This is a genomic window from Shewanella sp. K8, from assembly GCF_028823715.1.
In the GTDB taxonomy this organism is placed as follows: domain Bacteria; phylum Pseudomonadota; class Gammaproteobacteria; order Enterobacterales; family Shewanellaceae; genus Shewanella; species Shewanella algae.
Genome location: NZ_JAPEHY010000049.1, coordinates 1 through 23,858 on the forward strand (window position 1 = coordinate 1; position 23,858 = coordinate 23,858).

The 23,858-nt window shown below is 53.3% G+C and carries 26 protein-coding genes and 1 tRNA gene; 11 read left to right on the forward strand and 16 right to left on the reverse strand.

The genetic code is table 11. The features are described 5' to 3' along the window. Together ON072_RS19545 and ON072_RS21135 are read left to right on the forward strand one after the other, a co-directional pair. Positions 1 to 329, forward strand: a 329-nt coding sequence (locus tag ON072_RS19545) for a helix-turn-helix domain-containing protein (RefSeq protein WP_274626155.1), incomplete at its 5' end; no start/stop codon positions are given. Between the two features lie 4 nt (positions 330 to 333). Then, positions 334 to 489: a primase-helicase zinc-binding domain-containing protein gene (locus ON072_RS21135; RefSeq protein ID WP_418350696.1), complete on the forward strand. Its 156-nt coding sequence runs from the start codon at positions 334 to 336 to the stop codon at positions 487 to 489. A 97-nt stretch (positions 490 to 586) separates the two neighbouring features. Here the strand turns inward: ON072_RS21135 and ON072_RS19550 are convergent, their stop codons facing one another. The 7 genes from ON072_RS19550 to rpsU form a co-directional block, all read right to left on the reverse strand. After that, complete coding sequence (locus ON072_RS19550; protein ID WP_261753091.1) at positions 587 to 754, reverse strand: integrase core domain-containing protein; 168 nt, start codon at positions 752 to 754, stop codon at positions 587 to 589. Between the two features lie 76 nt (positions 755 to 830). After that, entirely contained in the window at positions 831 to 1,193 is a 363-nt protein-coding gene (locus tag ON072_RS19555; protein WP_037474364.1) for a hypothetical protein, read from the reverse strand. A gap of 226 nt (positions 1,194 to 1,419) precedes the next feature. Next, positions 1,420 to 1,496 (reverse strand) — tRNA-Ile (locus ON072_RS19560). A gap of 180 nt (positions 1,497 to 1,676) precedes the next feature. Beyond that, a complete protein-coding gene (rpoD, locus tag ON072_RS19565) occupies positions 1,677 to 3,524 on the reverse strand; it encodes an RNA polymerase sigma factor RpoD (protein ID WP_101059504.1) in 1,848 nt (615 codons plus the stop codon). Between the two features lie 133 nt (positions 3,525 to 3,657). Then, positions 3,658 to 5,385, reverse strand: a complete 1,728-nt coding sequence (gene dnaG / locus ON072_RS19570; protein WP_045283521.1) for a DNA primase — start codon at positions 5,383 to 5,385, stop codon at positions 3,658 to 3,660. 80 nt (positions 5,386 to 5,465) lie between these two features. Next, complete coding sequence (locus tag ON072_RS19575) at positions 5,466 to 5,909, reverse strand: GatB/YqeY domain-containing protein (protein WP_025010513.1); 444 nt, start codon at positions 5,907 to 5,909, stop codon at positions 5,466 to 5,468. Between the two features lie 6 nt (positions 5,910 to 5,915). Further along, positions 5,916 to 6,131: a 30S ribosomal protein S21 gene (rpsU, locus tag ON072_RS19580; RefSeq protein WP_006080725.1), complete on the reverse strand. Its 216-nt coding sequence runs from the start codon at positions 6,129 to 6,131 to the stop codon at positions 5,916 to 5,918. 196 nt (positions 6,132 to 6,327) lie between these two features. Here rpsU and tsaD point away from each other — a divergent pair, with 196 nt between their 5' ends. After that, on the forward strand, positions 6,328 to 7,344 hold the full coding sequence (gene tsaD / locus ON072_RS19585) for a tRNA (adenosine(37)-N6)-threonylcarbamoyltransferase complex transferase subunit TsaD (protein ID WP_109248901.1): 1,017 nt from the start codon (positions 6,328 to 6,330) through the stop codon (positions 7,342 to 7,344). A gap of 100 nt (positions 7,345 to 7,444) precedes the next feature. On the opposite strand, the gene plsY is transcribed toward tsaD, so the two are convergent. Continuing rightward, positions 7,445 to 8,041, reverse strand: coding sequence for a glycerol-3-phosphate 1-O-acyltransferase PlsY (plsY, locus tag ON072_RS19590; protein ID WP_370629044.1), 597 nt, complete (start codon positions 8,039 to 8,041; stop codon positions 7,445 to 7,447). A gap of 274 nt (positions 8,042 to 8,315) precedes the next feature. Here plsY and folB point away from each other — a divergent pair, with 274 nt between their 5' ends. Genes folB through ON072_RS19610 form a run of 4 tightly spaced genes read left to right on the forward strand, consistent with a single transcriptional unit; the run spans position 8,316 to position 10,805 of the window. Continuing rightward, positions 8,316 to 8,666 (forward strand): dihydroneopterin aldolase, encoded by a 351-nt coding sequence (gene folB, locus ON072_RS19595; protein WP_025010515.1) that lies wholly within the window; start codon positions 8,316 to 8,318, stop codon positions 8,664 to 8,666. 7 nt (positions 8,667 to 8,673) lie between these two features. After that, positions 8,674 to 9,171 carry a 2-amino-4-hydroxy-6-hydroxymethyldihydropteridine diphosphokinase gene (gene folK / locus ON072_RS19600; RefSeq protein ID WP_071238305.1) on the forward strand — a complete coding sequence of 166 codons (498 nt, stop codon included), beginning with the start codon at positions 8,674 to 8,676 and terminating at the stop codon, positions 9,169 to 9,171. A gap of 16 nt (positions 9,172 to 9,187) precedes the next feature. After that, complete coding sequence (locus tag ON072_RS19605; protein WP_025010517.1) at positions 9,188 to 9,994, forward strand: undecaprenyl-diphosphate phosphatase; 807 nt, start codon at positions 9,188 to 9,190, stop codon at positions 9,992 to 9,994. A gap of 1 nt (position 9,995) precedes the next feature. Next, positions 9,996 to 10,805, forward strand: coding sequence for a putative RNA methyltransferase (locus ON072_RS19610; protein ID WP_144132555.1), 810 nt, complete (start codon positions 9,996 to 9,998; stop codon positions 10,803 to 10,805). 132 nt (positions 10,806 to 10,937) lie between these two features. On the opposite strand, the gene ON072_RS19615 is transcribed toward ON072_RS19610, so the two are convergent. Next, on the reverse strand, positions 10,938 to 11,204 hold the full coding sequence (locus ON072_RS19615) for an Lpp/OprI family alanine-zipper lipoprotein (RefSeq protein ID WP_025010519.1): 267 nt from the start codon (positions 11,202 to 11,204) through the stop codon (positions 10,938 to 10,940). Between the two features lie 227 nt (positions 11,205 to 11,431). Beyond that, the gene (locus ON072_RS19620) at positions 11,432 to 12,673 is read right to left on the reverse strand and encodes a multifunctional CCA addition/repair protein (RefSeq protein WP_261753066.1); all 1,242 of its coding nucleotides are present in this window, start codon (positions 12,671 to 12,673) and stop codon (positions 11,432 to 11,434) included. A 167-nt stretch (positions 12,674 to 12,840) separates the two neighbouring features. Between ON072_RS19620 and ON072_RS19625 the strand changes: the two genes are divergently transcribed. Further along, the gene (locus ON072_RS19625) at positions 12,841 to 14,496 is read left to right on the forward strand and encodes an ExeA family protein (protein ID WP_261753065.1); all 1,656 of its coding nucleotides are present in this window, start codon (positions 12,841 to 12,843) and stop codon (positions 14,494 to 14,496) included. After that, positions 14,496 to 15,656, forward strand: coding sequence for a general secretion pathway protein GspB (locus ON072_RS19630; RefSeq protein ID WP_261753064.1), 1,161 nt, complete (start codon positions 14,496 to 14,498; stop codon positions 15,654 to 15,656). The genes ON072_RS19625 and ON072_RS19630 overlap by 1 nt, the downstream gene beginning before the upstream one ends. Positions 15,657 to 15,722: 66 nt before the next feature. On the opposite strand, the gene nhaD is transcribed toward ON072_RS19630, so the two are convergent. The 4 genes from nhaD to ON072_RS19650 all read right to left on the reverse strand — a co-directional run bounded on the left by nhaD (position 15,723) and on the right by ON072_RS19650 (position 21,559). Next, the gene (gene nhaD, locus ON072_RS19635) at positions 15,723 to 16,973 is read right to left on the reverse strand and encodes a sodium:proton antiporter NhaD (RefSeq protein ID WP_045283525.1); all 1,251 of its coding nucleotides are present in this window, start codon (positions 16,971 to 16,973) and stop codon (positions 15,723 to 15,725) included. A 476-nt stretch (positions 16,974 to 17,449) separates the two neighbouring features. Then, positions 17,450 to 18,733: a glutamate-1-semialdehyde 2,1-aminomutase gene (hemL, locus tag ON072_RS19640; protein WP_028779763.1), complete on the reverse strand. Its 1,284-nt coding sequence runs from the start codon at positions 18,731 to 18,733 to the stop codon at positions 17,450 to 17,452. Between the two features lie 29 nt (positions 18,734 to 18,762). Beyond that, positions 18,763 to 19,782 carry an aspartate carbamoyltransferase gene (locus tag ON072_RS19645; protein ID WP_025010522.1) on the reverse strand — a complete coding sequence of 340 codons (1,020 nt, stop codon included), beginning with the start codon at positions 19,780 to 19,782 and terminating at the stop codon, positions 18,763 to 18,765. A 124-nt stretch (positions 19,783 to 19,906) separates the two neighbouring features. Next, entirely contained in the window at positions 19,907 to 21,559 is a 1,653-nt protein-coding gene (locus ON072_RS19650) for a chloride channel protein (RefSeq protein ID WP_107352824.1), read from the reverse strand. Positions 21,560 to 21,689: 130 nt separating this feature from the next. Between ON072_RS19650 and ON072_RS19655 the strand changes: the two genes are divergently transcribed. Together ON072_RS19655 and erpA are read left to right on the forward strand one after the other, a co-directional pair. Further along, the gene (locus ON072_RS19655) at positions 21,690 to 22,493 is read left to right on the forward strand and encodes a DUF6776 family protein (RefSeq protein WP_025010524.1); all 804 of its coding nucleotides are present in this window, start codon (positions 21,690 to 21,692) and stop codon (positions 22,491 to 22,493) included. After that, positions 22,486 to 22,836, forward strand: a complete 351-nt coding sequence (gene erpA, locus ON072_RS19660) for an iron-sulfur cluster insertion protein ErpA (protein WP_025010525.1) — start codon at positions 22,486 to 22,488, stop codon at positions 22,834 to 22,836. The genes ON072_RS19655 and erpA overlap by 8 nt, the downstream gene beginning before the upstream one ends. 63 nt (positions 22,837 to 22,899) lie before the next feature. Here the strand turns inward: erpA and ON072_RS19665 are convergent, their stop codons facing one another. After that, positions 22,900 to 23,319 carry a hypothetical protein gene (locus ON072_RS19665; protein ID WP_028779765.1) on the reverse strand — a complete coding sequence of 140 codons (420 nt, stop codon included), beginning with the start codon at positions 23,317 to 23,319 and terminating at the stop codon, positions 22,900 to 22,902. 28 nt (positions 23,320 to 23,347) lie between these two features. Beyond that, positions 23,348 to 23,725 (reverse strand): DUF2750 domain-containing protein, encoded by a 378-nt coding sequence (locus ON072_RS19670; protein ID WP_025010527.1) that lies wholly within the window; start codon positions 23,723 to 23,725, stop codon positions 23,348 to 23,350. Positions 23,726 to 23,858 lie beyond the last annotated feature (133 nt).

Sequence of the window (23,858 nt, forward strand, 5' to 3'; positions counted from 1 at the left end):
GATGTTCAAACCTTCTTATCTGGTCGGGGGGCTTAATTATGGTGCAAGCAAAAAGTACAGATGCCCAAATCAGACAAGTGTTTTTTCAGATGCAACGTTGTGGCTCCATCAACCGCTATGAGGCAGCCGCCATTGGAGTGTGCGCGCTGCCGCCAAGAGTGCGAGAGCTAAAAGACTTAGGATTATGTTTCCGCCATCGAGATGAGCACAATGTCGCCGATGAACATGGCATTTTGCACCATCGCATAAGGCGGTATTTCATCGACTGGGAAAGTATGACGTCAGAGGCCATAACACTGTTTTCAGGGTGGTGTTATGGCAATGACTAACAACATGTTCTCAGCAATCAACACCGCAACTGGCGGCCACTGGCTGAACGTGCTTAACGGCCTTGGCATCTCAATCAATGACAACAAACACCAGGCTTGCCCCGTGTGTGGTGGCAAAGACCGTTTTCGCTTTGATGACAAAGACGGGCGAGGTACGTAGTTTTGTAATCAGTGTGAGCCAAATAGCGGTGACGGACTGACGTGTGAAACTGACCTTTCCCGAGATTAGTACCAATCTCTTGATGAGATTTTCCAGCTTATGCTGCCTGCTTGGCATACTCAACAGGCGGCATATGGTTCAGTGAACTATGTAGGCGAGCATGGTTGTAGTGTTCACGCCATAGCTCGATTTTGTATTTGACATAGTTAGAGGAGTTTTCGGACACCTTTAACGCAAGTTTTCTTACTCTATAAAAAGGATATATTTACATCAAAGAAGAAAGCCAATACTAAGTATTGGCTATGCAGTATTTTCTAAGTTCAAGGGTTACTTTCAGAAAGTTAGATAGATTTCTTACAACCTTCTTTACTTTGATCTATCAGTAAATCGCCCTCAACCCTTAAACCGATAGTGCCGATAATAAACGAGTGATTAAGCTGAGTTACAACAACATCAGTTAGGCCAACTGCACACTTGTTTGTCTCAATAGCACGATCCATAGCGGTTTTAACATTAGGGATGCCAAATGGAAATAGGAATACACCATAGGAGTCTTCTCCTGTTACTCGCTCACCTTTTACTAATTGGCCAGAATTTAAATTAACATTCTTCGTGCTTCCTACTGTTAGATCTGCGACACGAACAGTACAGCCTGAAACTAATAAAGAAAAAATGATTGCGCAACCAATCGATAACTTATTCATTTTTAACACTTCCTATGTCTTTTATTGGACTTAATGGTTGCAATGATATGCCCTTATCCTACGGCAAGGAAGAAATAAGTTAATCATTTTGTGAGAAATACCCAAGGAGAGACGAGATGATGAGTTAGCAAGATCTTTTCTAGTGCGAGTTTGAATACTACAGCACCCGGTATCCCAAAAAGCACAAAGGCTTAGCTAAATTGAGTTAGCTAAGCCTTCGAAAAAATGGTGGCCCCTCCCAGACTCGAACTGGGGACCTAACGATTATGAGTCGTGTGCTCTAACCAACTGAGCTAAGGGGCCGGCTTAAGGTAATCGTCATCACCAGAAGCGGGACAGAGTATACGAAGTTTAATCGTGCTTGTCACCCGTGTTTTGCGCATTATTGATGTCATTGCTTTCAAGTGGTTATCTGTTAATCAGACTCGAGGCATAACGACAATAAAAAACCCCGCGTAGCGGGGTTTTTGTACAAAAGCTTGTTTACTCGTCCAGGAAGGACTTGAGGATTTCCGAGCGGCTCGGGTGACGCAGCTTACGCAGTGCCTTGGCCTCAATCTGACGAATACGTTCACGGGTAACGTCGAACTGCTTGCCCACTTCTTCCAGGGTGTGGTCAGTGTTCATGTCGATACCAAAACGCATTCTGAGGACCTTGGCTTCGCGGGCTGTTAGGCCTGCCAGCACTTCATGAGTGGCACTCTTGAGACTTTCGCTGGTGGCGCTGTCCAGTGGCAACTCGAGGGTAGTATCCTCAATGAAATCCCCCAGATGCGAATCTTCATCGTCCCCGATAGGGGTCTCCATGGAGATAGGCTCTTTGGCGATTTTCAGCACTTTGCGGATCTTGTCTTCCGGCATCATCATCCGCTCGGCCAGCTCTTCCGGAGAAGGCTCGCGTCCCATTTCCTGCAGCATCTGCCGCGAGATACGGTTGAGCTTGTTGATGGTTTCTATCATGTGTACCGGGATACGTATGGTACGGGCCTGGTCCGCGATGGAGCGGGTAATGGCCTGACGGATCCACCAGGTAGCATAGGTAGAGAACTTATATCCACGACGGTATTCAAACTTGTCTACAGCCTTCATCAGGCCTATGTTGCCTTCCTGGATCAGATCCAGGAACTGCAGGCCACGGTTGGTGTATTTCTTGGCGATAGAAATAACCAGACGCAAGTTGGCTTCAACCATTTCCTTCTTGGCACGGCGAGCCTTGGCTTCACCTATGCTCATGCGGCGGTTGATGTCTTTGATTGAGGCGATAGACAGGCCGGTTTCGGCTTCGATGGCTTCCAGCTTGGCGCGGCAACGCAGCACGTCTTCCTCGACCATTTTCAGGCCTTCGGCGTATGGCTTGCCGGAGTTCATCTCGGCGTTGAACCAGCTGATATCGGTTTCGTTGCCGGTGAAGAGCTTAACAAAGTTCTTCTTCGGCATTTTGGCCTGTTCAACACAAAGCTTGAGGATCAGGCGTTCCTGAACCCGCACTTTGTCCATCATGCTGCGCATGCTCTTGACCAGACGGTCAAACTGCTTGGGCACCAGGCGGAACTCTTTGAAAATTTCGCCGATGTGGAACAGAGCCGCGACTGACTCGGGGTGATCGCGCCCCTTGAGTTCGATGAGCTTCAGTGAGTTTTCATAGACGGCACGCAGTTGGCCGAAACGCTCACGGGCTTCTTCCGGATCCGGGCCTTTGGAGCCTTCATCTTCGGAATCGCTGTCGTCATCTTCGTCATCGTCGTCCATATCATCTTCATCATCCAGATCATCATCGGACAATTCAGAACCAATATGGGTGGCGCTTGGGCCTACATCGTCTTCGTCGGGATTGACAAATCCAGAGATAATGTCGGACAGGCGGATCTCTTCGGCCTCGAACTGATCAAACTGTTCGAGGATCATGGCGATCGCCTGTGGGTACTCGGCGACTGAGCTCTGTACCGTGTTGATGCCTTCTTCGATACGCTTGGCGATCTGAATTTCGCCTTCGCGGGTCAGCAGTTCCACAGTGCCCATTTCGCGCATATACATACGCACTGGGTCTGTGGTGCGGCCCAGCTCGCTCTCGACTGAGGCCAGGGCGGCGGCGGCTTCCTCGGCGGCATCTTCATCCGTGCTGTCTTCCGACATCATAATGTCATCGACATCCGGTGCTTCTTCAAACACCCGGATACCCATGTCATTTATCATCTGGATAATATCTTCGATCTGGTCGGAATCGACCATATCTGCAGGCAAGTGGTCATTCACTTCTGCATAGGTTAGGTAACCTTGCTCTTTGCCTTTGGCGAGCAACAGTTTAAGTTGCGACTGCGGAGTTTGATCCATAGATATCATCCAAGTTGGGTAACTGTTACAACGATGGGCAGCGGCCTTGGGCTCTTGCCGCACAAATCGTCAATTATAGCCATGTGCGCATCCCTGTGCTAGTCCGGCGACCGGACCCATAAATTGAGAGAGCTCATTGGCGGCTTTTCATGGCCGCGATTAGCTTCTTAAGCTGTATTTTCTCTTCTTTAGTATGGGTCTGTTTCAGACTTAATTCCTGATAGCGCTGCTCAATGTATTGATTATTCAGCCATACCAGGGATTTTTTGAACTCTTGCTCCAGGTTTTCATCCGCCACTTGATGCTCCCATTGGGCCAGTTTTCTCAGGGCGGAAAATTCGTCCGTATCCCTGAATTGCTCAAGTAGTTGTGCGCTGTTCATCTTCTGGGCGCGAGTCAAATCCAGTAATTCGACCAGCAAGTCTATGCCGGCCATCTGTAAATGCTTGAGAGCCGGTTGGGGGATCAAATTCAGCCCCAACTGTGGGTGTTGTACCAGCAAGGCGACGGCGAGTCGCAGCGGTGTACCCCGGCCCTTAAGCGCTTTATGCCGGGCGGGGGCAACCCCTTGGGGGCCCTTGAATCCCAGCTTTTTCTTCAGATCATCTGCGCTGTTCATGCCGAGCCTGTGTGACAGGTCTTCGAGCAACAGATTTTGCAGCACAGTGTCTTGAATCTTTTCAATCAGGGCTATGGCCTGTTTCGCCAGGTTGCCCTTGTCTGTCCCATATTTCGTGGTCAGGGTATCGAACAGAAACCCTGTCAGTGTTTGCGCTTCATCTATCAAAGCTTCGAAGGCTTCTTTGCCTGTCTTGCGCACCATGGAGTCGGGATCTTCCCCCTGGGGCAAAAACATAAAGCGCACTGTATCGCCGGGCTTCAGCAGTGGCAGGGCGGTTTCCAGTGCGCGCCAGGCGGCTTCTTTACCGGCGTTATCGCCGTCGTAGCAGCAAACCACCTCTTTGGCGCTGCGCAGCAACAGCTGAAACTGTTCGGCTGTAGTCGAGGTGCCCAGAGAGGCTACCGCATAATCGACCCCAAATTGAGCCAGCGCCACCACGTCCATATAACCTTCGACAATCAGCACTTGCCGGGGTTCTCTGTGGGCCTGCTTCAGCTCATACAGACCGTAAAGCTCATTACCCTTATGAAATATGGGCGTTTCCGGAGAATTCAAGTATTTGGGGGTACCATCTCCCAACACCCTGCCACCAAAGGCAATCACCCGGCCGCGCCTATCGCGGATCGGGAACATCAATCTGTCACGGAAGCGGTCATAACGCTTGCCGTTGTCGTTGCTGATGATCATCCCCGCAGTCAGCAGCTTGTCCTGCGACTCTTGCTGCGAGCGGTAACGGCTCAGTAGACCGTCCCAGCCGTCGGGGGCGAACCCAATGCCGAAGCGCTCGACAACCTGGTCCGATAACCCTCGAAAGGCCAGATAGTCCAACACCTTCTGTTTGTCCTGGTGTTGCCTGAGCTGGCTTTGATAAAACCTGTTGGCCTCTTCCATCAACTGGTAGAGATCGCGGCTGAGCCCTTCGTCGCGACGACGGTTGGGATTGTTCTCCCGCGGTACTTCCAGCCCCAGTTGGCTTGCCAGCTCCTCAATGGCATCGAGGAACTCGAGACGGTCATACTCCATGATGAAGTCAATGGCATTGCCATGGGCACCACAGCCGAAGCAATGGTAAAACTGTTTGTCTCTGCTGACGGTGAAAGAGGGTGATTTTTCACTGTGGAAAGGGCAACAGGCAGAATAATTCTTACCCGCTTTTTTAAGGGGTACCTTGTGATCGATAAGATCAACTATGTCTGTGCGAGCAATCAGCTCATTGATAAAATCACGAGGTATAGCCATCAGACTGAGTCATGCACCCTTGACCGATGTAAACAAACAAGCCGCGCAGAAGCACGGCTTGTTCATACGTGGAAACCCGCTTATTGCAGTTTGGCACGGATCTGGGCACTGATGGCACCCATGTCTGCACGACCCTGAACTTTGGATTTCAACGCTCCCATTACTTTGCCCATATCCGCCATGGTGCTGGCACCGCTATCCTGAATAGCGGCATCAATCAGCGCAGCGATTTCGCTTTCGCTCAGAGGCTGGGGCAGAAAAGTTTCAATAACTTGAATCTCTGCTGCTTCGGCTTCTGCCAACTCCGGACGACCTGCTGCCTCATATTGGGCAATGGCATCACGGCGTTGTTTCACCATCTTGGTCAAGACAGCTATTATCTGCTCATCATTCAGAGTTTCGCGGGTGTCCACTTCAATCTGTTTGATGGCAGCTAATGCCATACGAATCGTACCAAGGCGGACCTTCTCTTTGGCCACCAAGGCTTGTTTCATTTGGTCTTTTAGCTTATCTATCAGGCTCATAAGGAATTAGTATAAACGTACGCGACGTGCGTTTTCGCGAGAAAGCTTCTTGGCCAGACGCTTAACTGCAGCAGCTTTTGCACGCTTACGAGCAGTAGTTGGCTTCTCGTAGAATTCACGAGCACGCACGTCGGCCAGGATACCGGCTTTTTCACAAGAGCGCTTGAAACGACGCAGAGCTACGTCGAATGGTTCGTTTTCACGTACTTTAATAATTGGCATACGCCATCACCCCTTAGGTGTAAGTTTGTATTGAGTCAATCACTTGACCCAAGTGTATTTAAAATGGTGCGGAATTTTAAACCGACTGGCACTGGATGTAAAGTCCCTAAAGTAAATTCACTTTAGCCTACAACTGGAGAAATCTCTTGGTTAGGGGTAGAATTGGCGCCCCTTTTCAGGCGGAAAGATTTCATAGATGCGGGTTTTAGGTATTGAAACATCCTGTGATGAGACAGGAATAGCGGTTTACGACGAAGAGCAGGGGTTGTTGTCTCATGCTCTCTACAGTCAGGTTAAGTTACATGCCGACTATGGTGGCGTGGTGCCTGAGCTGGCATCAAGGGATCATGTGCGCAAAATAGTACCGCTGATCCGTGAGGCGCTGGCCAAGGCCGATACCCGTATCGAAGAGCTCGACGGCATCGCCTACACCAAGGGCCCTGGCCTGATTGGTGCGCTTTTGGTGGGCGCCTGCGTCGGCCGTTCTCTGGCATTTGCCTGGAATAAGCCTGCAGTAGGTGTCCATCATATGGAAGGGCATCTGTTGGCGCCCATGCTGGAAGAGGATGCGCCTGAGTTTCCCTTTGTGGCGCTCTTGGTTTCCGGCGGGCACTCCATGCTGGTGAAGGTGGAAGGCATAGGTCGCTATGAAGTCTTGGGTGAATCCATAGACGATGCGGCCGGTGAAGCTTTCGACAAGACAGCCAAACTAATGGGGCTGGATTATCCAGGTGGCCCAAGATTGGCCAAGCTTGCGGCCAAAGGGGAAAAGGCCGGCTATAAGTTTCCCCGGCCGATGACCGACAGACCGGGATTGGATTTTAGTTTCTCAGGGCTGAAAACCTACGCCGCCAATACCATAGCCGCCGAACCGGATGATGAGCAGACCCGCGCCAATATCGCCCGGGCTTTTGAAGAAGCCGTGGTCGATACCATGGTCATCAAGTGCCGCCGAGCACTGGAGCAAACCGGCTTTAAGCGCTTGGTCATTGCCGGTGGCGTCAGCGCCAACACCCGTCTGAGAAGCTCACTGGCCGAGTTGATGCAAAGCCGTGGTGGCAAGGTTTTCTACCCAAGAGGCGAGTTCTGCACGGATAACGGTGCCATGATAGCCTACGCTGGCTTGCAGCGCCTCAAGGCCGGCGAGCGTGAGACGCTTGCGGTGAAAGGGCAGCCACGTTGGCCGCTGGATACCCTGGAAGCGATTTCCTGAAGCCCGGCTAACCCACCATCTGTAATACCTGAAAAGTAAAAGGCGCCACTGGCGCCTTTTGGTTTTTGATAGCTGCTTTAAAAACTAGCAGCCTATGGCCCTATTTAGTGCGCTTTGAGCGCGACATCTTGGACTCTTCTCCCTTGAGCAGGCGGCGAATATTATCCTTGTGGCGGATAATGATTAGCGTCGATAGCATGGCCACCGGCAGGGTAAATCTGTCATCCAGCCACCAGGTATATACAGGTGCCAATAGCGCCGTAACCAAAGCTGCCAGTGATGAATAGCGGGTCAGCAATACCACCAATAACCAGGTGCCCATCAAACACAGCGCCAAGCCTTCACCTATGGGCGCCATGGCACCGAGTGCTGTGGCAACGCCTTTGCCGCCCTTGAAGCCGAAGAAAATCGGGTATATGTGCCCCAGGCAGGCGGCAATGGCTATCACCCCGAGCCAGACGGCATCTATTCCCATCAGATAAGCGGTATAAGTGGGCAGGGCACCCTTGAGCATATCGAAGAAAAACACCATGGCTGCGGCCCAAGTGCCGCCGATGCGCAGCACGTTGGTGGCGCCCGGGTTGCCCGAACCCTTGCCTCTGGGATCCGGCAGGCCCTTGAGGCGGCACACCAGCACGGCACTGGAGATAGAGCCGAGCAGGTAAGCGGCCACAATCATAATTGGGGTCAGTACCATGGTACTCAAATTGGTTTCCTTACTCGTCTTAAGGTATTATCGCGCACACTGAAATATGCAGCCCTTGCCCGGATAACCCAAGGTGAAAATCTTTACCGTCAGCTGGCGGTTAAAAATCTCGGGTTCATCTTGTCCTTCAATGCCTTATCCTACTTAAGATCGGGCCAGGTAGAAAGGGGCTACAGTGAATATCTCCGGAACGGGGCGGATTATAGCGGTTTTATTGCCGATAGCTTATCTGACCTCAGGCCCGGCAGCTGCTAAGGGGGATTTTATGGACAGAGTGCTGATACGGGAATTACAGATAGAAACGGTTATCGGGATCTATGAGTGGGAGAAACAGGTACACCAGACACTGCTTATCGATCTGGATATGGCCTGGGATAACAGAGCCGCCGCTGACAGTGATGATTACAGCCAGGCGCTCTGCTATGAAACCGTCAGCAAGCGCCTCACCGCCCTGATCACCGAAAAGCCCATTGAGTTGATTGAAACCGTGGCCGAGATGATAGCCCATTGCCTGATGAGTGAATTTTCAGTGCCTTGGGTCAAGGTGCGGGTGATGAAGCCCGGCGCCGTCCCTTCGGCCAAAGCGGTCGGTGTTGAAATCGAGCGTGGTATCTGACGGCAATATGGCACATATTTACATCAGTCTGGGCAGCAATATCGACCCGGATCATTATCTGCGTGCAGCTATCAAAGAGCTGCACGCTGCGTTTGGCGAGCTGCAACTGTCATCGGTTTACGAGAGTGAATCTGTGGGATTCAAGGGCAGCAACTTTCTCAACATGGTGGTGGGCGCTCATACCTCGCTCGACATTGCTGAAGTGGTGGCCTGTTTCAAGGAGATAGAGCTGCGTCATGGGCGTATTCCCGGGGCGAAAAAGTTTGCTCCGCGCACCTTGGACTTGGATCTGCTGCTCTATGATGACCGGGTCTGCCAGCAGCCGGTAGTTTTGCCCCGAGCCGAGATCCTGACCAATGCCTTTGTGCTTTGGCCGCTGGCTGAACTGGCACCGCAAACCAAGCATCCACTGGCACAACTCAGCTACCAAGTGTTGTGGCAGGAATATGACAAGGCCAGCCAGAAACTCTGGCCTATCGCTTTCGATTGGGGCCTGTCGGCCTGATTTTTAAAGGACAATTATGGACACAATACAGGTCATCATCCTTGCCCTGATCCAGGGCCTGACTGAATTTTTACCTATCTCCAGCTCGGCGCACCTTATTTTGCCTTCCCAATTACTGGGCTGGGAAGATCAGGGACTGGCCTTCGATGTGGCGGTGCACATAGGCTCATTACTGGCGGTGGTGCTCTACTTCCGTACTGAAATCATCGCTATGCTGAACGCCTGGTTTGGCAGCATATTCAAGGGTAACCACAGTGCCGAGAGCAAACTGGCCTGGTGGATTATTCTGGCCACCATACCCGCAGTCGTTTTTGGTTTTATGGCCAAAGATCTGGTTGAAACCTATCTGCGGGGGCCCGGTGTTATTGCCATCACTACTGTGGTATTCGGTTTGCTGCTCTGGTGGTCGGATAAGATGGCACGGCTTGAGCTCACTGAGTATCAAACCGGCTGGCGCAAGGCATTGATGATAGGTTTCGCCCAAGCTTTGGCACTTATTCCCGGCACCAGTCGCTCGGGGATCACCATGACGGCGGCCCTGATGTTGGGGCTCAATCGCGAAGCGGCGGCGCGTTTCTCTTTTTTGATGTCGATTCCTGTGATCCTGGGGGCGGCGCTGCTGATGGGCAAAGATCTGCTCGACGGCGGGCATGTGATTGACTGGCAGGCCTTGATACTGGGCGTAGTGCTCTCTTTTGTGGCGGCTTATACCTGTATCCACCTGTTTTTGAAGATTATCAGCAAGATGGGCATGCTGCCTTTCGTGCTCTACCGTCTGGCGCTGGGTGCGCTTCTGTGCGGCTTTATCTTTCTGTGGAGCTAAGATGAATTCAGTGCAATTTCAGTGCCCGGTTTGCCAGAGTGAACTCAAGCAACATCAGACATCCAGAGGTTTTTACTGCGCCAACAAACATCACTTCGACTGCCAGGAAGACGGTTATTGGCTGCTGGCCAAGCCCAAGAGCGCGGCGGTACATGCCTTGTCGCGCCAGGCGTTGCGGGCCCGGCGTTTTCTGCTGCAGTCTGAGTTGATGGCGCCTTTGCATCAGGCGCTGAATCTTAAGCTGGCCAGGCTCGCCGAAAACTGTGAGGCTGTACTTGATCCCAACGCCGGAGACGGCGCCTTGCAGCAGATGCTGCAACTGCCGGAACAGCTGCAACGTCTGCTTATCTGTGATGCGCAAAATGCCGCCTTCGCCGCTGCCAAAGCCTTGCCGACGGCGCAGGTATTTCTCAGTGTTGCCAAACGCTTGCCCTTTGAAGATGCGCAGTTTTCACTGGTGACTCTGCTCGATGGTCAGCTCAAGGGAAAGGAGATCCCCAGGGTGATGAAGCCTGGGGCACATCTTGTGATGTTGGCACCCGGGCCCAGACACTTATGGCAGTTGCGTGAGCAATTAAACGCTGATCTCAAGCAGCGGGAGTTCAGTATCAGCCTGCCGGCCGAGTTGACTGTGCTGGAAACCGAGAGCTTGATTTTTTCTCTGGATGTGAGCGGTGAGCAGGCGTTGACGCTTCTGGAAACCACTCTTTATGCCTGGCGCGCCAGCGAAAAACAGAAGCGTGCGCTTGCTACTCGAGCAGTTAAGGGGCTGGAGCTGGATTACCGTGTGTTGGTGATTAAACGAAACTGAGTTTGAGCCTCGGGTTTAGGCTGAAAAATGAAGGTTGTGGCTGGAATTTGGGTCAGGACTGACTGGAAGTCATTGTAGGCTTTAGCGAAAAGCAAATCGGCAACACCTTGGTGTTGCCGATCCGAGACTGAATTACTTCTTGTAACGAGAAGCAACGTTGTCCAAGCGGTCGTTAGCACGCTTAGCTTCAGACTGAGCGTCCATAGCAGCAGCTTTGGCATCTTTAACGTCAGCAGACAGTTTGCCTTGCTCTGCTTTCAGAGAGCTAACTTCGGCTGATAATTGATCAACTTTGTTGCCCAGGTTAGCAACGCTTTCTTCCAGAGCAGTGGTGTTGGCACAGCCACCCAGCAGAGCAGTCATTGCTACGCCAGCAATCATCAGTACTTTTTTGTTCATGAAGAAATCCCTTTAGATAGGTTGGATTTTTAATGGCTCGACTGTAAAACAGCCGACACCGCCTAATTATGTCATAGTCAATTTATTTTGCTACGAATATTCACGTACAGGCCGCTTTACCTTATCGAATACTCATTGAATTGCCAAGTCTTTGGGAAGATAGCCAGTTTCTTTCGCCATTTTCTTAACATAACTGAAAATATTGCCGTCAATATCTTGCCTTTCTATCAGGAAACGGCGGAATTCAGTAACAGTTGCTTTTCTTGACATACGGCGGCAATCCGCTGCCGAGCGAGCTCTTCTCTGATGGCTGGCCCCTTGTGTCCCGCTGCTACTATGGGTTTGACATCTATGGCTGAGGCGACAGCAAATAACTGCCTCAATGCTTGCGCCTGCGGGTAGGGGGCTTGTTCAAGCCCGCTGCGGCCTCTGGCATCGGCCTCGCAGGCCAGCGCCAGTTGCTCCAGGCGCTCTGGCTTGCGCCAGAAATCGGCTTTGTCGAAGATTTTCACTATGGTTTCCGGCTTGAGCTCCGCCAGATTATGAATATTTTGATGCTGATCGCTGACCAGCAACGCCAGATCCCGATACTCGGAAGGCACTCGCAGCCGCTCGCACAGGTTTCGAATAGGTTCAAGTCCCTTCTGGCCGTGGCCATGGTGCTTGGGCAGCATGTCGGCCGGGGTCAGTGCCTTACCGAGATCGTGCACCAGCGCGGCAAAGCGCACGGCTTTGTCGCGGGTTAATAGTGCGGCTTGCTCCAGTGCCATCAAGGTGTGAAGGCCGGTATCAATTTCCGGATGCCACTTGGCTGGTTGCGGCACACCAAACAGGGCATCGATTTCCGGCATCAGTGCTTGTAAGGCGTTAACCTGGCGCAGTACTTCAAAAAACACCTGGGGCTGCTCGCAGCCGAGCACCTTATCCAGCTCCTGCCATACCCGCTCAGGCGTCAGTGCGCCAAGCTCGGGGCCAGTGGCAATTTCCTGCATCAGAGCCAGGGTTTCCGGCGCTATACTGAAGCCCTGAGGGGCAAAGCGGGCGGCAAAACGGGCCACCCTGAGTACCCGCAGCGGGTCTTCAACGAAAGCGGGGGAGACATGCCTCAGCACCCGGGCCTCGATATCCTTTTGGCCGTTGTAGGGGTCGTGCAGCTCGCCATCCTCACTTTGGGCTATGGCGTTAATGGTCAAGTCCCGCCGCAGCAGATCCTCTTCCAGAGTGACATCGGGCGCCGCATAGCAGGAGAAACCGCCGTAACCCAGGCCTGTCTTGCGCTCGGTTCTAGCCAGGGCGTACTCCTCCTGGGTTTTGGGGTGCAGAAACACAGGAAAATCCTTGCCCACCTGCCGGTATCCCAGTGACGCCATCTGCTCCGGGGTTGCGCCAACCACCAGATGATCCCTGTCCTTGACGGGTAAGCCCAATAGTTTGTCACGCACTGCGCCACCAACCAGATAAATCTGCACGCTTGTGGATTCCTTATAATCGACTGCTTTGGTAATGGCCTCAGGATAACATGAGACCCGGCCGTGGGGGACTTTCCCGTGCATCACATAAATGGCGGCCGGGGTTTTACAATTTATGGCCTTGCCTTAAACTGGGCTGTCTCTATCAAAGAAGGATGGCAGTGCCTATGTACAAGGCCTTTTATGGACTGAACGATAACCCGTTTTCTATCGCGCCCAATCCCAGTTATCTGTTTCTCAGTGACAGGCACAGGGAGGCGTTGGCGCATTTGACCTATGGCCTGGGGGAGACGGGGGGCTTTGTGCTGTTGACAGGTGAAGTCGGTACCGGGAAAACCACGGTTTCCCGCTGCCTGCTGCGGCAACTGCCGGAAAATACCGATACTGCCTTTATCCTCAATCCATCTCTGACCGAGCTTGAACTGCTGGCTACCCTCTGTGATGAGTTGAAAATTCCCTATGGTGAGACGCCCACCCTCAAACAGCTGACCGATCATATCAGTGGTTTTCTGTTGGCTAACCACCAGGCCGGGCGCAACACTGTGCTGATCATTGATGAGGCCCAGCATCTGCGGGCCGAAGTGCTTGAGCAACTGCGCCTGCTTACCAACCTGGAGACAGATACCCGTAAACTGTTGCAGGTAATCCTCATAGGTCAGCCCGAGCTGCAGCAACTGCTCAAGCGCCAGGAGCTGCGGCAGTTGGCGCAGCGAATCACTGCCCGTTACCATCTGTTGCCGCTCACCGAAGAGGAGGTGGGCTTCTATGTGCAGCACAGGTTGCAGGTGGCCGGGCGCAGCGAGCCCTTGTTCAACCGCGGCGCGATTCGGGCCTTGCATAAATTCAGTGGTGGTATTCCAAGGCTTATCAACCTCTTGTGTGAGCGGGCCTTGATGGCGGGTTATGGTCAGTCTCGAACCCCTATCGATGCCAAAATGGTGGCCACTGCCGCCGAAGAGGTGCTGGGAGAGAAAATCAAACAGCGTAATTATTGGTTGCCGGCTTCTGCTGCCGCCATGCTGCTTTTGGCATTTGCCGGTGGTTACTATTTCCTGGCACAGCCGGAACAGGCTGTGGCCCAAGATCAGTCCGGACGCCAACTTCATTCAGTGACAGATGCCAAGCAGACTCAGGTTGCAGGCAATCAAGCTGCTGTTAACCATCTTTCTGTCAATCAAGCTGCTGCGGACAAGCCCGCAGTCAATCGGGCGCAGCGGATCTTGACGCAGGCCATAGATCAGAGCCGCAATATAGATACCGCCTTTGCGGCCCTGTTTGCCCTTTGGGACAAGGTGCCATATTCAGGCATCAGTGCCTGTCAGGCCGCCGAACAGCAGGGGCTTGCCTGCTATCAGCAGCAGGGCAATCTCAACTCTTTACTGCGGCTCAACTATCCGGCTGTGGTCTATCTGGAGGATGAACAACAGCAGCCTTTCTATGGCACTCTGGTGACCAAAGATGGTGAGCAGTTGTTGCTGCAACTCAATGAACAACAACTCTGGGTCAGCGTCGATTGGTTCAACCGTCATTTCAGCGGTACTTTTGAAATCATCTGGGATGCCCCCAAGGATCCGCTCAAGGCGATAGGCCCAAGTGCCGGTTTGGCCCAGGTGCAGTGGCTGGAAAATACCCTGGCGCAGGTGGATGAACGCCCGGCCAGGCTGATGAGTTATTTCGACAGCGAGCTGGAGCAGTCACTGCAACAGTTTCAGCGGCGCCACGGCTTGAAACCGGACGGCATTGCCGGCAGCCAGACTCTGGTTCAGCTTAATCTGTACTTGAGTCATCAAGGCCCCAGATTGCACGCAGGAGGAGCGAGCTGATGTCTATCCTTCTCGATGCCGTGACCCGGGCCAAGCAACAGGAAATGGGTGAACAACTGGATCCTGTGTTGACCCCCAGGGCGCAATATCGCCGACAATCTTCAGCAAGTCGCTATCTCAAGCCGCTGGCCGTCTTGGTGGCGGCCGTGCTGGCAGGTGGCGCCTTGGCTTGGGGCTGGCACTCGCTTGATACCAATAAAAAGACGCTGGCTCCCGAGACATCTTCAGTTGGGGGGCAAGCCTCGCAGCAGCAAGCCAGGCAACAAGATGAGTCTCAAGGATATAAGCAACCGACTCAAGCCGCTGAGGTGGCTGAACAAGGTGCAACGGAAGTACGTTTGGCCGGTAAGGTTGCCTTGCCTATGGCCCAGCCGATACCTCAGACTCAGGCTGTTCAATCTCGGACAATCCAGTCGCAAAATACGCGGCCTCAAAATGCTCAGGCTGAGAATAGGGCGACCATAAACCAAAGTTCAGTAAACCAGGGCTCAATAAACCAGAGTTCAATAAACCAAAGCGGCGAAGCTGAAATTGCAGCCCGCCAGAGTCCGGCTTCGGTTAATGCACAGTCGACTGGCAGTGATTTATTGGCCGCCAGTGTGGCCGAAGCGGCTAAAGAGCTGCAGTTTGCGCAACTCCAGGCTGATGGCTCAGCAACTGTAAATCAGCCGCAGGAGATACCGGCGGCTGACGATGAGCCGATTATCCTGGGAGCCAACCCCAATCGCCGTGGGCTTGAGGTGCTCGAGTCTCTCAAGCGGCAGGTTAATGAAGCGGCTGAGGATGTGGGGCTATCCAGTGCCGAGAGCCGCCGCCAGGATGAGTTGGTGGCTCAGTTTCAGGCGGCGCTTGCCGATGTGGAGCACCGGCACTCGGCGGAAAAACCCGTATCGCCTCCCGAATTGGATCCCATTCCCAAGGCTGAGGAAGAGGTGCCTCCTTACGGCGGCTTGCCGGCCGGGCTGCAATTGCAGGTTCCTGAGTTTGAGATCAGTGCTCACGTATACGCCTCAGAGCCTTCCAAGCGTTGGCTGAATGTGGAGGGTGCCGAACTGCAGGAGGGTGACAGCATCAAGGGTCAACTGAAGATCGTTGAGATACGTCCAAGGGATGTGGTGCTGGAAATTCAAGGGCAGAAGTTCCGGGTGCCGGCCATCTAAGTCGACCCAAAACGGCTGGAACCAAGCATAAAAAAGCGCCATTAAGGCGCTTTTTTATCTTAGAGTTTAAGCTCCGTAGAAGTAGTTCCCCAGCAGCAGTGTCAGGGCGTAGCCTACAGAGTAGCACAGCAACAGCGCCGGAACATACTTGAGGTAAGAGACAAAGGTCAGCTCTTTGACCTTGCTCATGGCGATGATCCCGGCCGCCGAACCTATCACCAGCAGAGAGCCACCCACACCTACTGCGTAGGTCAGGCCCAGCCACTCAGGCGTGGTCAGTTCAGGTGCGGCTTTCAAAAGAGCCGCGGTCAGTGGCACGTTATCCAATATGGCCGATCCCATACCAGTGACAAAGTTGGAAATGTTGGGGTCGTGACGGGCGTAGACCTGGGCCAGAAGATCCAGCGTGCCTATCTCTTTGAGCATACCCACCAACAAGAGGATCCCGAGGAAGAACAGCAGGGTGTCGTATTCCACTTGGCGGATATACTCGAGGATCTGCAGTTCTTCTTTGTCGTTGCGGGCGGTGTGGCCCACCAGGAACATGATTGATAACCCGGTGAGGAAGGTTAGCACGGGGGGAATGGCAAACAGAATGTTCAGTGCCATGGTCATCAATATGGTGGTGAAGAAGATGATGGCGATAAGCACATCCACTGTCTCGTAACTTTGACGAATAGGTGTGGTGGACACCTCGCCCTTGGCATTGAGGGAGAAGAGTATTGCCAGCAACATCACGCTGAATGCCGCCGGCAGCACCAACATCAGCAGTTCTGACATATGCACATGGCCGCCGAGGAAGATCATCAGGGTAGTGACGTCACCCGTTATCAGAGAAACTCCCCCTGAGTTGACGGCAAAGATAATCAATACCGCCATCCGGCGACGCATCTGTTTGTCGAGCTTGAAGGTGGTCAGCAGCCCAAGAGAGACCAAGGTGGCGGTGACGTTGTCACAGATGGCCGACAATACCAGAGAAAACAGGGCAACCTGCAGCATCAGCATCCGGGTACTGACCCGCTGCGGAAACAGCTTCTGCACTATTATCTGGATCATGCCCTTGGCGTTGAGATAGGCCACAAAGGTCATGGTCGACATCAAAAACAGCCAGAGCGTCGCGATTTCCAGCAGGTTTTCATTGAGTTGATGCTCTACCAGCTTTTCATGGCCGGGGTCGCCGGCAGACATGAACAGAGCTATCCAGGAGATACAACCGAAAAACAGAGTCGTTTTGGCTTTGTTGAGGTGAGTCACCTCTTCAAAAATGATACTCAGCAGTGCCAACACCGCCAGTATGATAAGAAAGGTATAGAGCATAAATGCAATTCCAACTGCTGATTTTATGTTCGCCTGCCCTGGGGGAAGTGGGCAGTTTTTGTGTCGGCCATCAAGGTTCAATTAATCGAGCTGTGATAGCGCGTGCGGATCAGACCACACTGACATGGATAACGCAACTGTTAACTGGAACACATTTTCTTAGACTTTGTGATAAGTGTCCGTCTACTTTCGGGCTAAGCCAGTGATTTGGGCTGTTTGTTTTTTGTATCTTGGTGTTTTGTACTGATTGGGTCTGTTTGGCAGCGAAAGGCGACAGTCGACTAGCGAGCCGGTGGCAAGTTGGCGTGACAGCCATGGTGCAACCTTAATTGGCTTGTGAGTATGGCGCTGGATGAAAAATTTATGGAAGGAGAATTGGAAACCTGAGTTCGAGCTGGACGCCAGAGAAATCTACCCGGCGGGAGTGGGCATAAAAAACGGGGCCGTATAGGCCCCGTTTTCAATCCATCTGCGGATTACTTCATGCGTGCCAGAACACGATCGGCTGCATCCAGAGTCGCCTGCAGCTCTTGCTCGCCGTGAGCCATGGACAGGAAGCCTGCTTCAAAGGCGCTCGGTGCCAGGTAGATACCTTCGTCCAGCATGCCGTGATAGAAGGCGCGGAACTGCTCCATGTTGCACTTGGTAACCTGCTCAAAGCCGGTGATCTTCTCTTCATCGGTAAAGAAGAAACCAAACATGCCGCCAACATAGTTGATGGCCATGGGGATACCATGCTTGTCGGCTGCGGCCTTGAAGCCTTCGGCAATACGCTTGGTCTTGGCAGCCAGCTCTTCATAGAGGCCTGGTTCGGACAGGGCTTCCAGTTGAGCCAGACCTGCGGTCATGGCGATAGGGTTACCCGAAAGTGTGCCGGCCTGGTACACAGGGCCGGTCGGGGCAATATACTGCATGACTTCTTTCTTGCCACCGAAGGCACCAACCGGCATACCGCCGCCGATCACCTTACCCAGAGTGGTCAGATCCGGTGTCACGCCATAGTGGCCTTGGGCACCGCTCTTGGAGACGCGGAAGCCAGTCATCACTTCGTCGATGATCAACAGGGCGCCGAACTGATCGCAAAGTTCACGCAGTCCTTCAAGGAAACCTGCAACCGGCGGGATACAGTTCATGTTGCCGGCAACCGGCTCGAGTATGATACAGGCGATATCCTGCGGATGCTGGCTGAACAGCTCTTTGACTGAATCCAGATCGTTATAGACAGCGGTCAGGGTGTGCTTGGCGAAGTCAGCAGGGATCCCTGGGGAGCTGGGTTGACCCAGAGTCAGGGCACCTGAGCCGGCCTTAACCAGCAAACAGTCGGCATGGCCGTGGTAGCAGCCTTCGAACTTGAGGATCTTGTCTCTGTTGGTGTAACCCCGAGCCAGGCGTATGGCGCTCATGGTGGCTTCCGTACCAGAGCTCACCATGCGTACCTGTTCTATGGAAGGCACCATCTCAATGACTTTTTCTGCCATCTGCACTTCCAGCTCGGTAGGTGCACCGAAAGACAGACCGTTCTCCACCGCCTTGAGAACCGCTTCGCGGATCTTGGGATGGTTGTGACCCAGGATCATAGGCCCCCAGGAACCGACATAGTCGATATAGGCTTTGCCGTCGGCATCATAGATATAGGCACCGTCGGCCTTTTCGATGAAGCGGGGAGAGCCGCCTACACCGTTGAAGGCACGTACTGGCGAGTTCACACCGCCGGGGATGGTTTTCTTGGCCTGTTCAAACAGGTCTTCAGAACGGGTCATGTTTAATCCTTAAAGTCAGTGGCCGCTCTTTAGCGATCGGCCTTGCGTGAATACCAGTTAACCGGACACTCGTATTTTTCCAACTGATTGTCCACCCCGAGTGTCAGGGCAAACAGTGCCATGCGGATCAACAAGCCATTGTCGGCCTGACGGAAGATAGCCAGGTTGGGATGGTTGTTAAGATCATTGTCCAGCTCATTGGCCTGCAGCCTGGAGTCCCGAGGCAATGGATGCATGATCACTGTATTGGACTTACAATTTTTGGTGTATATGGCGCTGTTCAAACGGAACTTGCCACGATACTTATCGGCTTCCTCCTGCGAGGGGAAGCGCTCTTCCTGAATGCGCGTCAGATAGAGTATATCAGCCTGATCTAAATTGCCTTCCAGTTGGTCTGTTATTGTGATCTTATGCCCGGCATTTTCAATGTCGGCGATCACATAGTCAGGCATTGCCAGCTCGGCAGGGGAGATCAGGGTGAAGCTGATGTTCTTGTACATACACAGAAGACGCGACAGCGAGTGCACAGTGCGGCCGTATTTGAGATCGCCCACCATGGCGATATGCATGCCGTCTATGCCTAAGCCTTTGCTGTGCAGCTCTTTCTGTATGGTGAACAGATCCAGCAGTGCCTGGGTAGGATGTTCGTTGGCGCCATCGCCGCCGTTAATCACAGGCACCCGGCTGCCTTCGGCAAATTCGCGTACCGAGTAGGACTCGGGGTGGCGCATGGCAATCACGTCCGAGTAGCTGGACAACACCCTGGCGGTATCGTAGAGGGACTCCCCCTTGGACAGCGACGAGGAAGCCATGCCGACCGTTTCAGCGACCCGGCCGCCAAGCAGGTTGAAGGCGCAGCCGAAGCTGACCCGGGTGCGGGTACTGGGTTCAAAAAACAGATTGCCGAGAATAGCACCATCCAGCACCTTGGTACGCTTTTCGCGCAGTGCGTATGGGGTCATCTTTTGGGCTACGGTGAAAATGGTTTGAATGGCGTCCAGATCTAACTGGTTTACGGAGAGGATATGTGATCCCTGGAACTGGTTCATCAGCCTTGGTTTCCAATGCAATTGGGTACTGACACTGAGGTCTGGACCCATGGGTTATGTAGGGTTTGGCTGAGGCGCAACTATAACAGAAGGTGACGGCTATGAAAATGACCCATGATTGAAATTACACTTCTCCGGCACGGATTTCCTGCTGCAGGTTAGACCAACTGATCACCCCGACGATATTCTCCGGTGTATCCTGATAGATATAGACTTCACCGGCACGTTTCGGCGCCAGAATTTCGTACACCTCGTTGAGGGTGGCCGAGTCGGGTAGCCCCTGGATCCTGTGCTGGGTCAGGCTGGTGTCAGTGTCAAACGAAGGCATCTGCAGATCCAGCATGGCAATCTGCCCTTCGGCATCTCTGACAAGCACGGGCCTGCCCTGGGCGCGTTTCATCACCTCCAGCAACAGCTCGTCATTGTTGTTGACTATCACTATGCGCCTGTCCATCAGGGCGCGTACCCCGAGTTTCTGCAATCCCAGGTTAACCGGGGCCACCTTGTAACCCAGGCCCATGATGTCCAACTGACGAAAGAATATGGATTTGGCATTCAGCCCCTGATAGGCGATGAGGTAGGCGGGCACGGCCACTATCATTCCGGGCAGTATGATGGAGGCATCGTTGGTCATCTCCAGTAGTGCCACCAGGGCGGCGAGCGGTGCACTGAGGCAAACTCCCATCATGGCGGTCATGCCGATGACGGTATAGAGCCCTGCATAGGGGGCCACCGAGGGAAACAGCAACGCGGTCGCCTGAGCCAGAATGGCGCCGCCCAAGGCGCCTATGCCGTAGAGTGGACCTATGATGCCACCCGGGATCCCAAGGCCGATGGCGGCAATGGTAGCAACAATCTTGGCCAGCAATACCGCCAGCAAAAACCAGATGGCCGGGTTGTCGCTGACCGCAAGCCCTATGGCCATTTCACCGCTGCCCAGAGCCTGAGGCAGCACCAGTCCTATCAGAGTGGTGATAACACCCGCCAACAACAGGCGGACAATCAAGGGCCAGTGTTGGCCGCGCTCGGTCACCTGAATAAGGCTGTGATTGAATAGAGCCGCGGCGACCCCCAGCACTATACCGCCGAGGGCCAGCAGCGGGTACTGATCCAGTGGAATATGGCTGACCTTAATGGCGTCAAACTCGTGGATATTACCGAACGCCACCTGGCTGGATACGGCGCCGCAGATGGCCGACAGCATGATGGGGAAGAAGTACTGCACCTTGTATTCCCTGAGCACCACTTCGAGGACAAACACCACGGCGGCCAGGGGCGCGTTGAAGGTGGCGGCTATCCCGGCGGCTATGCCACTGGCACACATGATGCGCACACTGTTGTCCGGCAGCTTGAATTTTTCCGCCAATACCGAGGCGGTGACCGCCCCCAGATGAATGGCCGGGCCTTCACGACCAACCGAGAAGTTACTCGCCAGCGCAAACAGCGCCTGAAAAAACTGCCCCGGTGCCGACTGCAGCGGGATCTTGCCATAATGCAGTTTCACCCTGTGCAGCACATAGGCTATACCCATCCGCTTGTAGCGTTTGGAGCCAAACCTGGCTACCAGCCAGATCAAAAAAGCCCCAAAAAGTGGTAACAGGACTCGCCAGTCACCGATTGAGCCCGTAAAATCCCATTCCTGTGTTTGGGTAAAATGATTGGCCCATTGCAGCAGCAGGCGAAACAGTATGATGACAGCCGAGGCCATCAGCGCAAACAACAGGGCCAGCAGACACAGTTGAATACTGATCCTCGTTTGGGACAGCTTGTCTCTCATCTGGTGGCGCAGATACTTTTGCGCCTCAAGTTTGAACTTTCTGAATCTTGCCTGCACTGCTGCTTTCCGAAGCCTGATGTGAAATCTTAGTACCTAAGATGGAAATTTTTATATAAGGGGCTGTTAGTTAATGGCAAATTATCATCGCTGGCTCGATCGCCTGCAAGTGATGGAGCGAAATATTCGTCCATCCAGTCTGTATTTGTTGCTCTTGGTCATGGTGGCCTTTCTGACCGGACTGCTCAGCTATCACTTTTTTATCCCGCCAGGTGAAGTCCAGCTGCAACAAAATGACGGTAAAAAGAAACGCTTGCAGGGACAACTGCAGGAACAAGCACAGCTGCTGGCGAGCCGTAATCTGGAGCTGAGCCTGGCCAAGGAGGCCAATGAGGAGATGCAGCAGCTGTTCAACAAGCAGCATAAGAAACAGAAGGAGCTGGAACGTGAGCTGGCCTTCTACCGCAGTATCATGGCGCCGGAGCATAACGCCGAAGGTGTGGCTATCCATGGTTTGGAACTGATGCCGTTGGCGGGCCCAGGGCAATACCGTCTCAAGCTGATACTGACCCAGTTGCAAAAGCGCAAACAGGCGCTCAAGGGAAGAAGTGAGATACTTCTCATTGGCATGCAAGAGGGCAAGCAAGTCGAACTGAATTTAGCTAAACTGGTGGACACCAAGTTGGCATTTAACTTCAAGTACTTTCAGGTACTGGAAGCGGAATTTACCCTGCCTGAAGGGTTCGAGTTACAGCAGATGAAGGCCAAGGTCGTCGTGCCTGCCAGCCGCTGGAGCAAAGGCGCCGAAACCGAACAAAGTTTCAGCCTGCCGGAGTTGCTGGAGGGCGAAAAAGATCCCGGCATAATACTTGAACAAAACAGTCAGGTAACAGATAATCTGCCACAGCAAACAGATGTAAGAGGTAGTAATGACTGAACAAGCTGAATCAGCTATGCCCATCCAGTTTACCGATGCGGCGGCAACCAAGGTCAAGGCCTTGCTGGAAGAAGAACAGAACAGTGCGCTGAAGCTGCGGGTCTATGTCACGGGCGGCGGCTGCTCAGGTTTTCAGTATGGCTTCACCTTTGATGAAAAAGTAAATGAAGGCGATTTCACCGTGGAAAAACAAGGGGTACAGCTGGTCGTTGATCCCATGAGCCTGCAATATCTTGTCGGCGGTGAAGTAGATTACACCTCAGGGCTGGAAGGCTCGCGTTTCTTCGTCAAAAACCCCAACGCCACCACGACCTGTGGTTGTGGCGCCAGCTTCTCGGTATAACCGAGAGCGAAAGCAGCAAAAAGCCGTCCCATTGGACGGCTTTTTTTGTGGGCGCAAGGCCGGTTACTGCATCAGGTTGAAGTTCATCTTACGCTTGAAGAAGGCTTTGACCTTAGGAGTAAAGGCTATCCATACCTGCAGCATGCAAAAGCCTATCAGAAAGCCGAAAATGGCCCAGTCCGGAGCCTTGAGTTCCATTCCGGCGATATTGAGGGTATTGGGCCCTGTGGCCACACTGTCGCCCTGATCCAGAATATAGGGCAGGAAACTCACCAGCGCGAGCTGCGCCAAGGTATAGAAGCGCAGTGCCCATAAGCCTGCCTGATGGCGCGCCAATACCGCCAACACCATGATCAGCGTCAGCAGACAAAAGACGACACCCTGACCGGCAATCAGGCCACTGACCGAGGCGGCAATATAAAGCAGCATCAGTAACAGCAGGCGTTTGGGAATGGCGTAGCTTTCAGTGGCGGCTTGGCTCATCTTACGGCGCTCCTTGTGCTCTATTGACTCAGTGACGCGTCTTGGGCGCCAGTCGCTGCTCCAGCTCATGTGGTGGAATAACCACGCCGAGATCTTCCAGCATAGGGAAGACGGCAACATAGAGTTCGTCATCTTCCATACCTGGCACCCAGCGCTCCAGCCACTCGGCCAGGCCGATGGACAGCGGCCGACAATCCTGCCAATCATCCACGGCCCACAGGGACGCCGTCTCTTCACTGGGCCAAACCGGAATACAGTCTTCATCATCCGTGGTCAGCATCACGCAGCCGTCATTGTCCTGTAGTACCCATAGCTCTTTATGCTCTTTGACCTGCTCTACCAGAAAGTCGTAGCGGCCTTCCGGAGTCATACCGGCGAACTGGGCCTGGGTTTGTTTCTTGCTCATGGTGACATCTCATCTCGGTGGCCGCGGCACTGCGCCCGGCCAAAAATTGACGGCATGTTAACACCGCTTGCGGGCAAGAAAAAGGTTCATCGCGGATCTCCGGGGAACGCCTCTCTGACTTTCAGAAAGAAGT

Bases quoted from the DNA above. Each gene is read 5' to 3' on its own strand.
- ON072_RS19670 (WP_025010527.1), bottom strand. From the start codon at position 23,725: ATGAGCAAGAAACAAACCCAGGCCCAGTTCGCCGGTATGACTCCGGAA.
- ON072_RS19605 (WP_025010517.1), top strand. From the start codon at position 9,188: ATGGACACAATACAGGTCATCATCCTTGCCCTGATCCAGGGCCTGACT.
- hemL (WP_028779763.1), bottom strand. From the start codon at position 18,733: ATGACCCGTTCTGAAGACCTGTTTGAACAGGCCAAGAAAACCATCCCC.
- dnaG (WP_045283521.1), bottom strand. From the start codon at position 5,385: ATGGCTATACCTCGTGATTTTATCAATGAGCTGATTGCTCGCACAGAC.
- ON072_RS21135 (WP_418350696.1), top strand. From the start codon at position 334: ATGTTCTCAGCAATCAACACCGCAACTGGCGGCCACTGGCTGAACGTG.
- rpsU (WP_006080725.1), bottom strand. From the start codon at position 6,131: ATGCCAATTATTAAAGTACGTGAAAACGAACCATTCGACGTAGCTCTG.
- ON072_RS19615 (WP_025010519.1), bottom strand. From the start codon at position 11,204: ATGAACAAAAAAGTACTGATGATTGCTGGCGTAGCAATGACTGCTCTG.
- ON072_RS19575 (WP_025010513.1), bottom strand. From the start codon at position 5,909: ATGAGCCTGATAGATAAGCTAAAAGACCAAATGAAACAAGCCTTGGTG.
- nhaD (WP_045283525.1), bottom strand. From the start codon at position 16,973: ATGCTCTATACCTTTCTTATCATACTGGCGGTGTTGGCACTGCTGAGT.
- ON072_RS19650 (WP_107352824.1), bottom strand. From the start codon at position 21,559: ATGAGAGACAAGCTGTCCCAAACGAGGATCAGTATTCAACTGTGTCTG.
- ON072_RS19665 (WP_028779765.1), bottom strand. From the start codon at position 23,319: ATGAGCCAAGCCGCCACTGAAAGCTACGCCATTCCCAAACGCCTGCTG.
- ON072_RS19630 (WP_261753064.1), top strand. From the start codon at position 14,496: ATGTCTATCCTTCTCGATGCCGTGACCCGGGCCAAGCAACAGGAAATG.
- erpA (WP_025010525.1), top strand. From the start codon at position 22,486: ATGACTGAACAAGCTGAATCAGCTATGCCCATCCAGTTTACCGATGCG.
- folK (WP_071238305.1), top strand. From the start codon at position 8,674: ATGGCACATATTTACATCAGTCTGGGCAGCAATATCGACCCGGATCAT.
- folB (WP_025010515.1), top strand. From the start codon at position 8,316: ATGGACAGAGTGCTGATACGGGAATTACAGATAGAAACGGTTATCGGG.
- ON072_RS19645 (WP_025010522.1), bottom strand. From the start codon at position 19,782: ATGAACCAGTTCCAGGGATCACATATCCTCTCCGTAAACCAGTTAGAT.
- ON072_RS19655 (WP_025010524.1), top strand. From the start codon at position 21,690: ATGGCAAATTATCATCGCTGGCTCGATCGCCTGCAAGTGATGGAGCGA.
- ON072_RS19625 (WP_261753065.1), top strand. From the start codon at position 12,841: ATGTACAAGGCCTTTTATGGACTGAACGATAACCCGTTTTCTATCGCG.
- ON072_RS19610 (WP_144132555.1), top strand. From the start codon at position 9,996: ATGAATTCAGTGCAATTTCAGTGCCCGGTTTGCCAGAGTGAACTCAAG.
- plsY (WP_370629044.1), bottom strand. From the start codon at position 8,041: ATGGTACTGACCCCAATTATGATTGTGGCCGCTTACCTGCTCGGCTCT.
- tsaD (WP_109248901.1), top strand. From the start codon at position 6,328: ATGCGGGTTTTAGGTATTGAAACATCCTGTGATGAGACAGGAATAGCG.
- ON072_RS19555 (WP_037474364.1), bottom strand. From the start codon at position 1,193: ATGAATAAGTTATCGATTGGTTGCGCAATCATTTTTTCTTTATTAGTT.
- rpoD (WP_101059504.1), bottom strand. From the start codon at position 3,524: ATGGATCAAACTCCGCAGTCGCAACTTAAACTGTTGCTCGCCAAAGGC.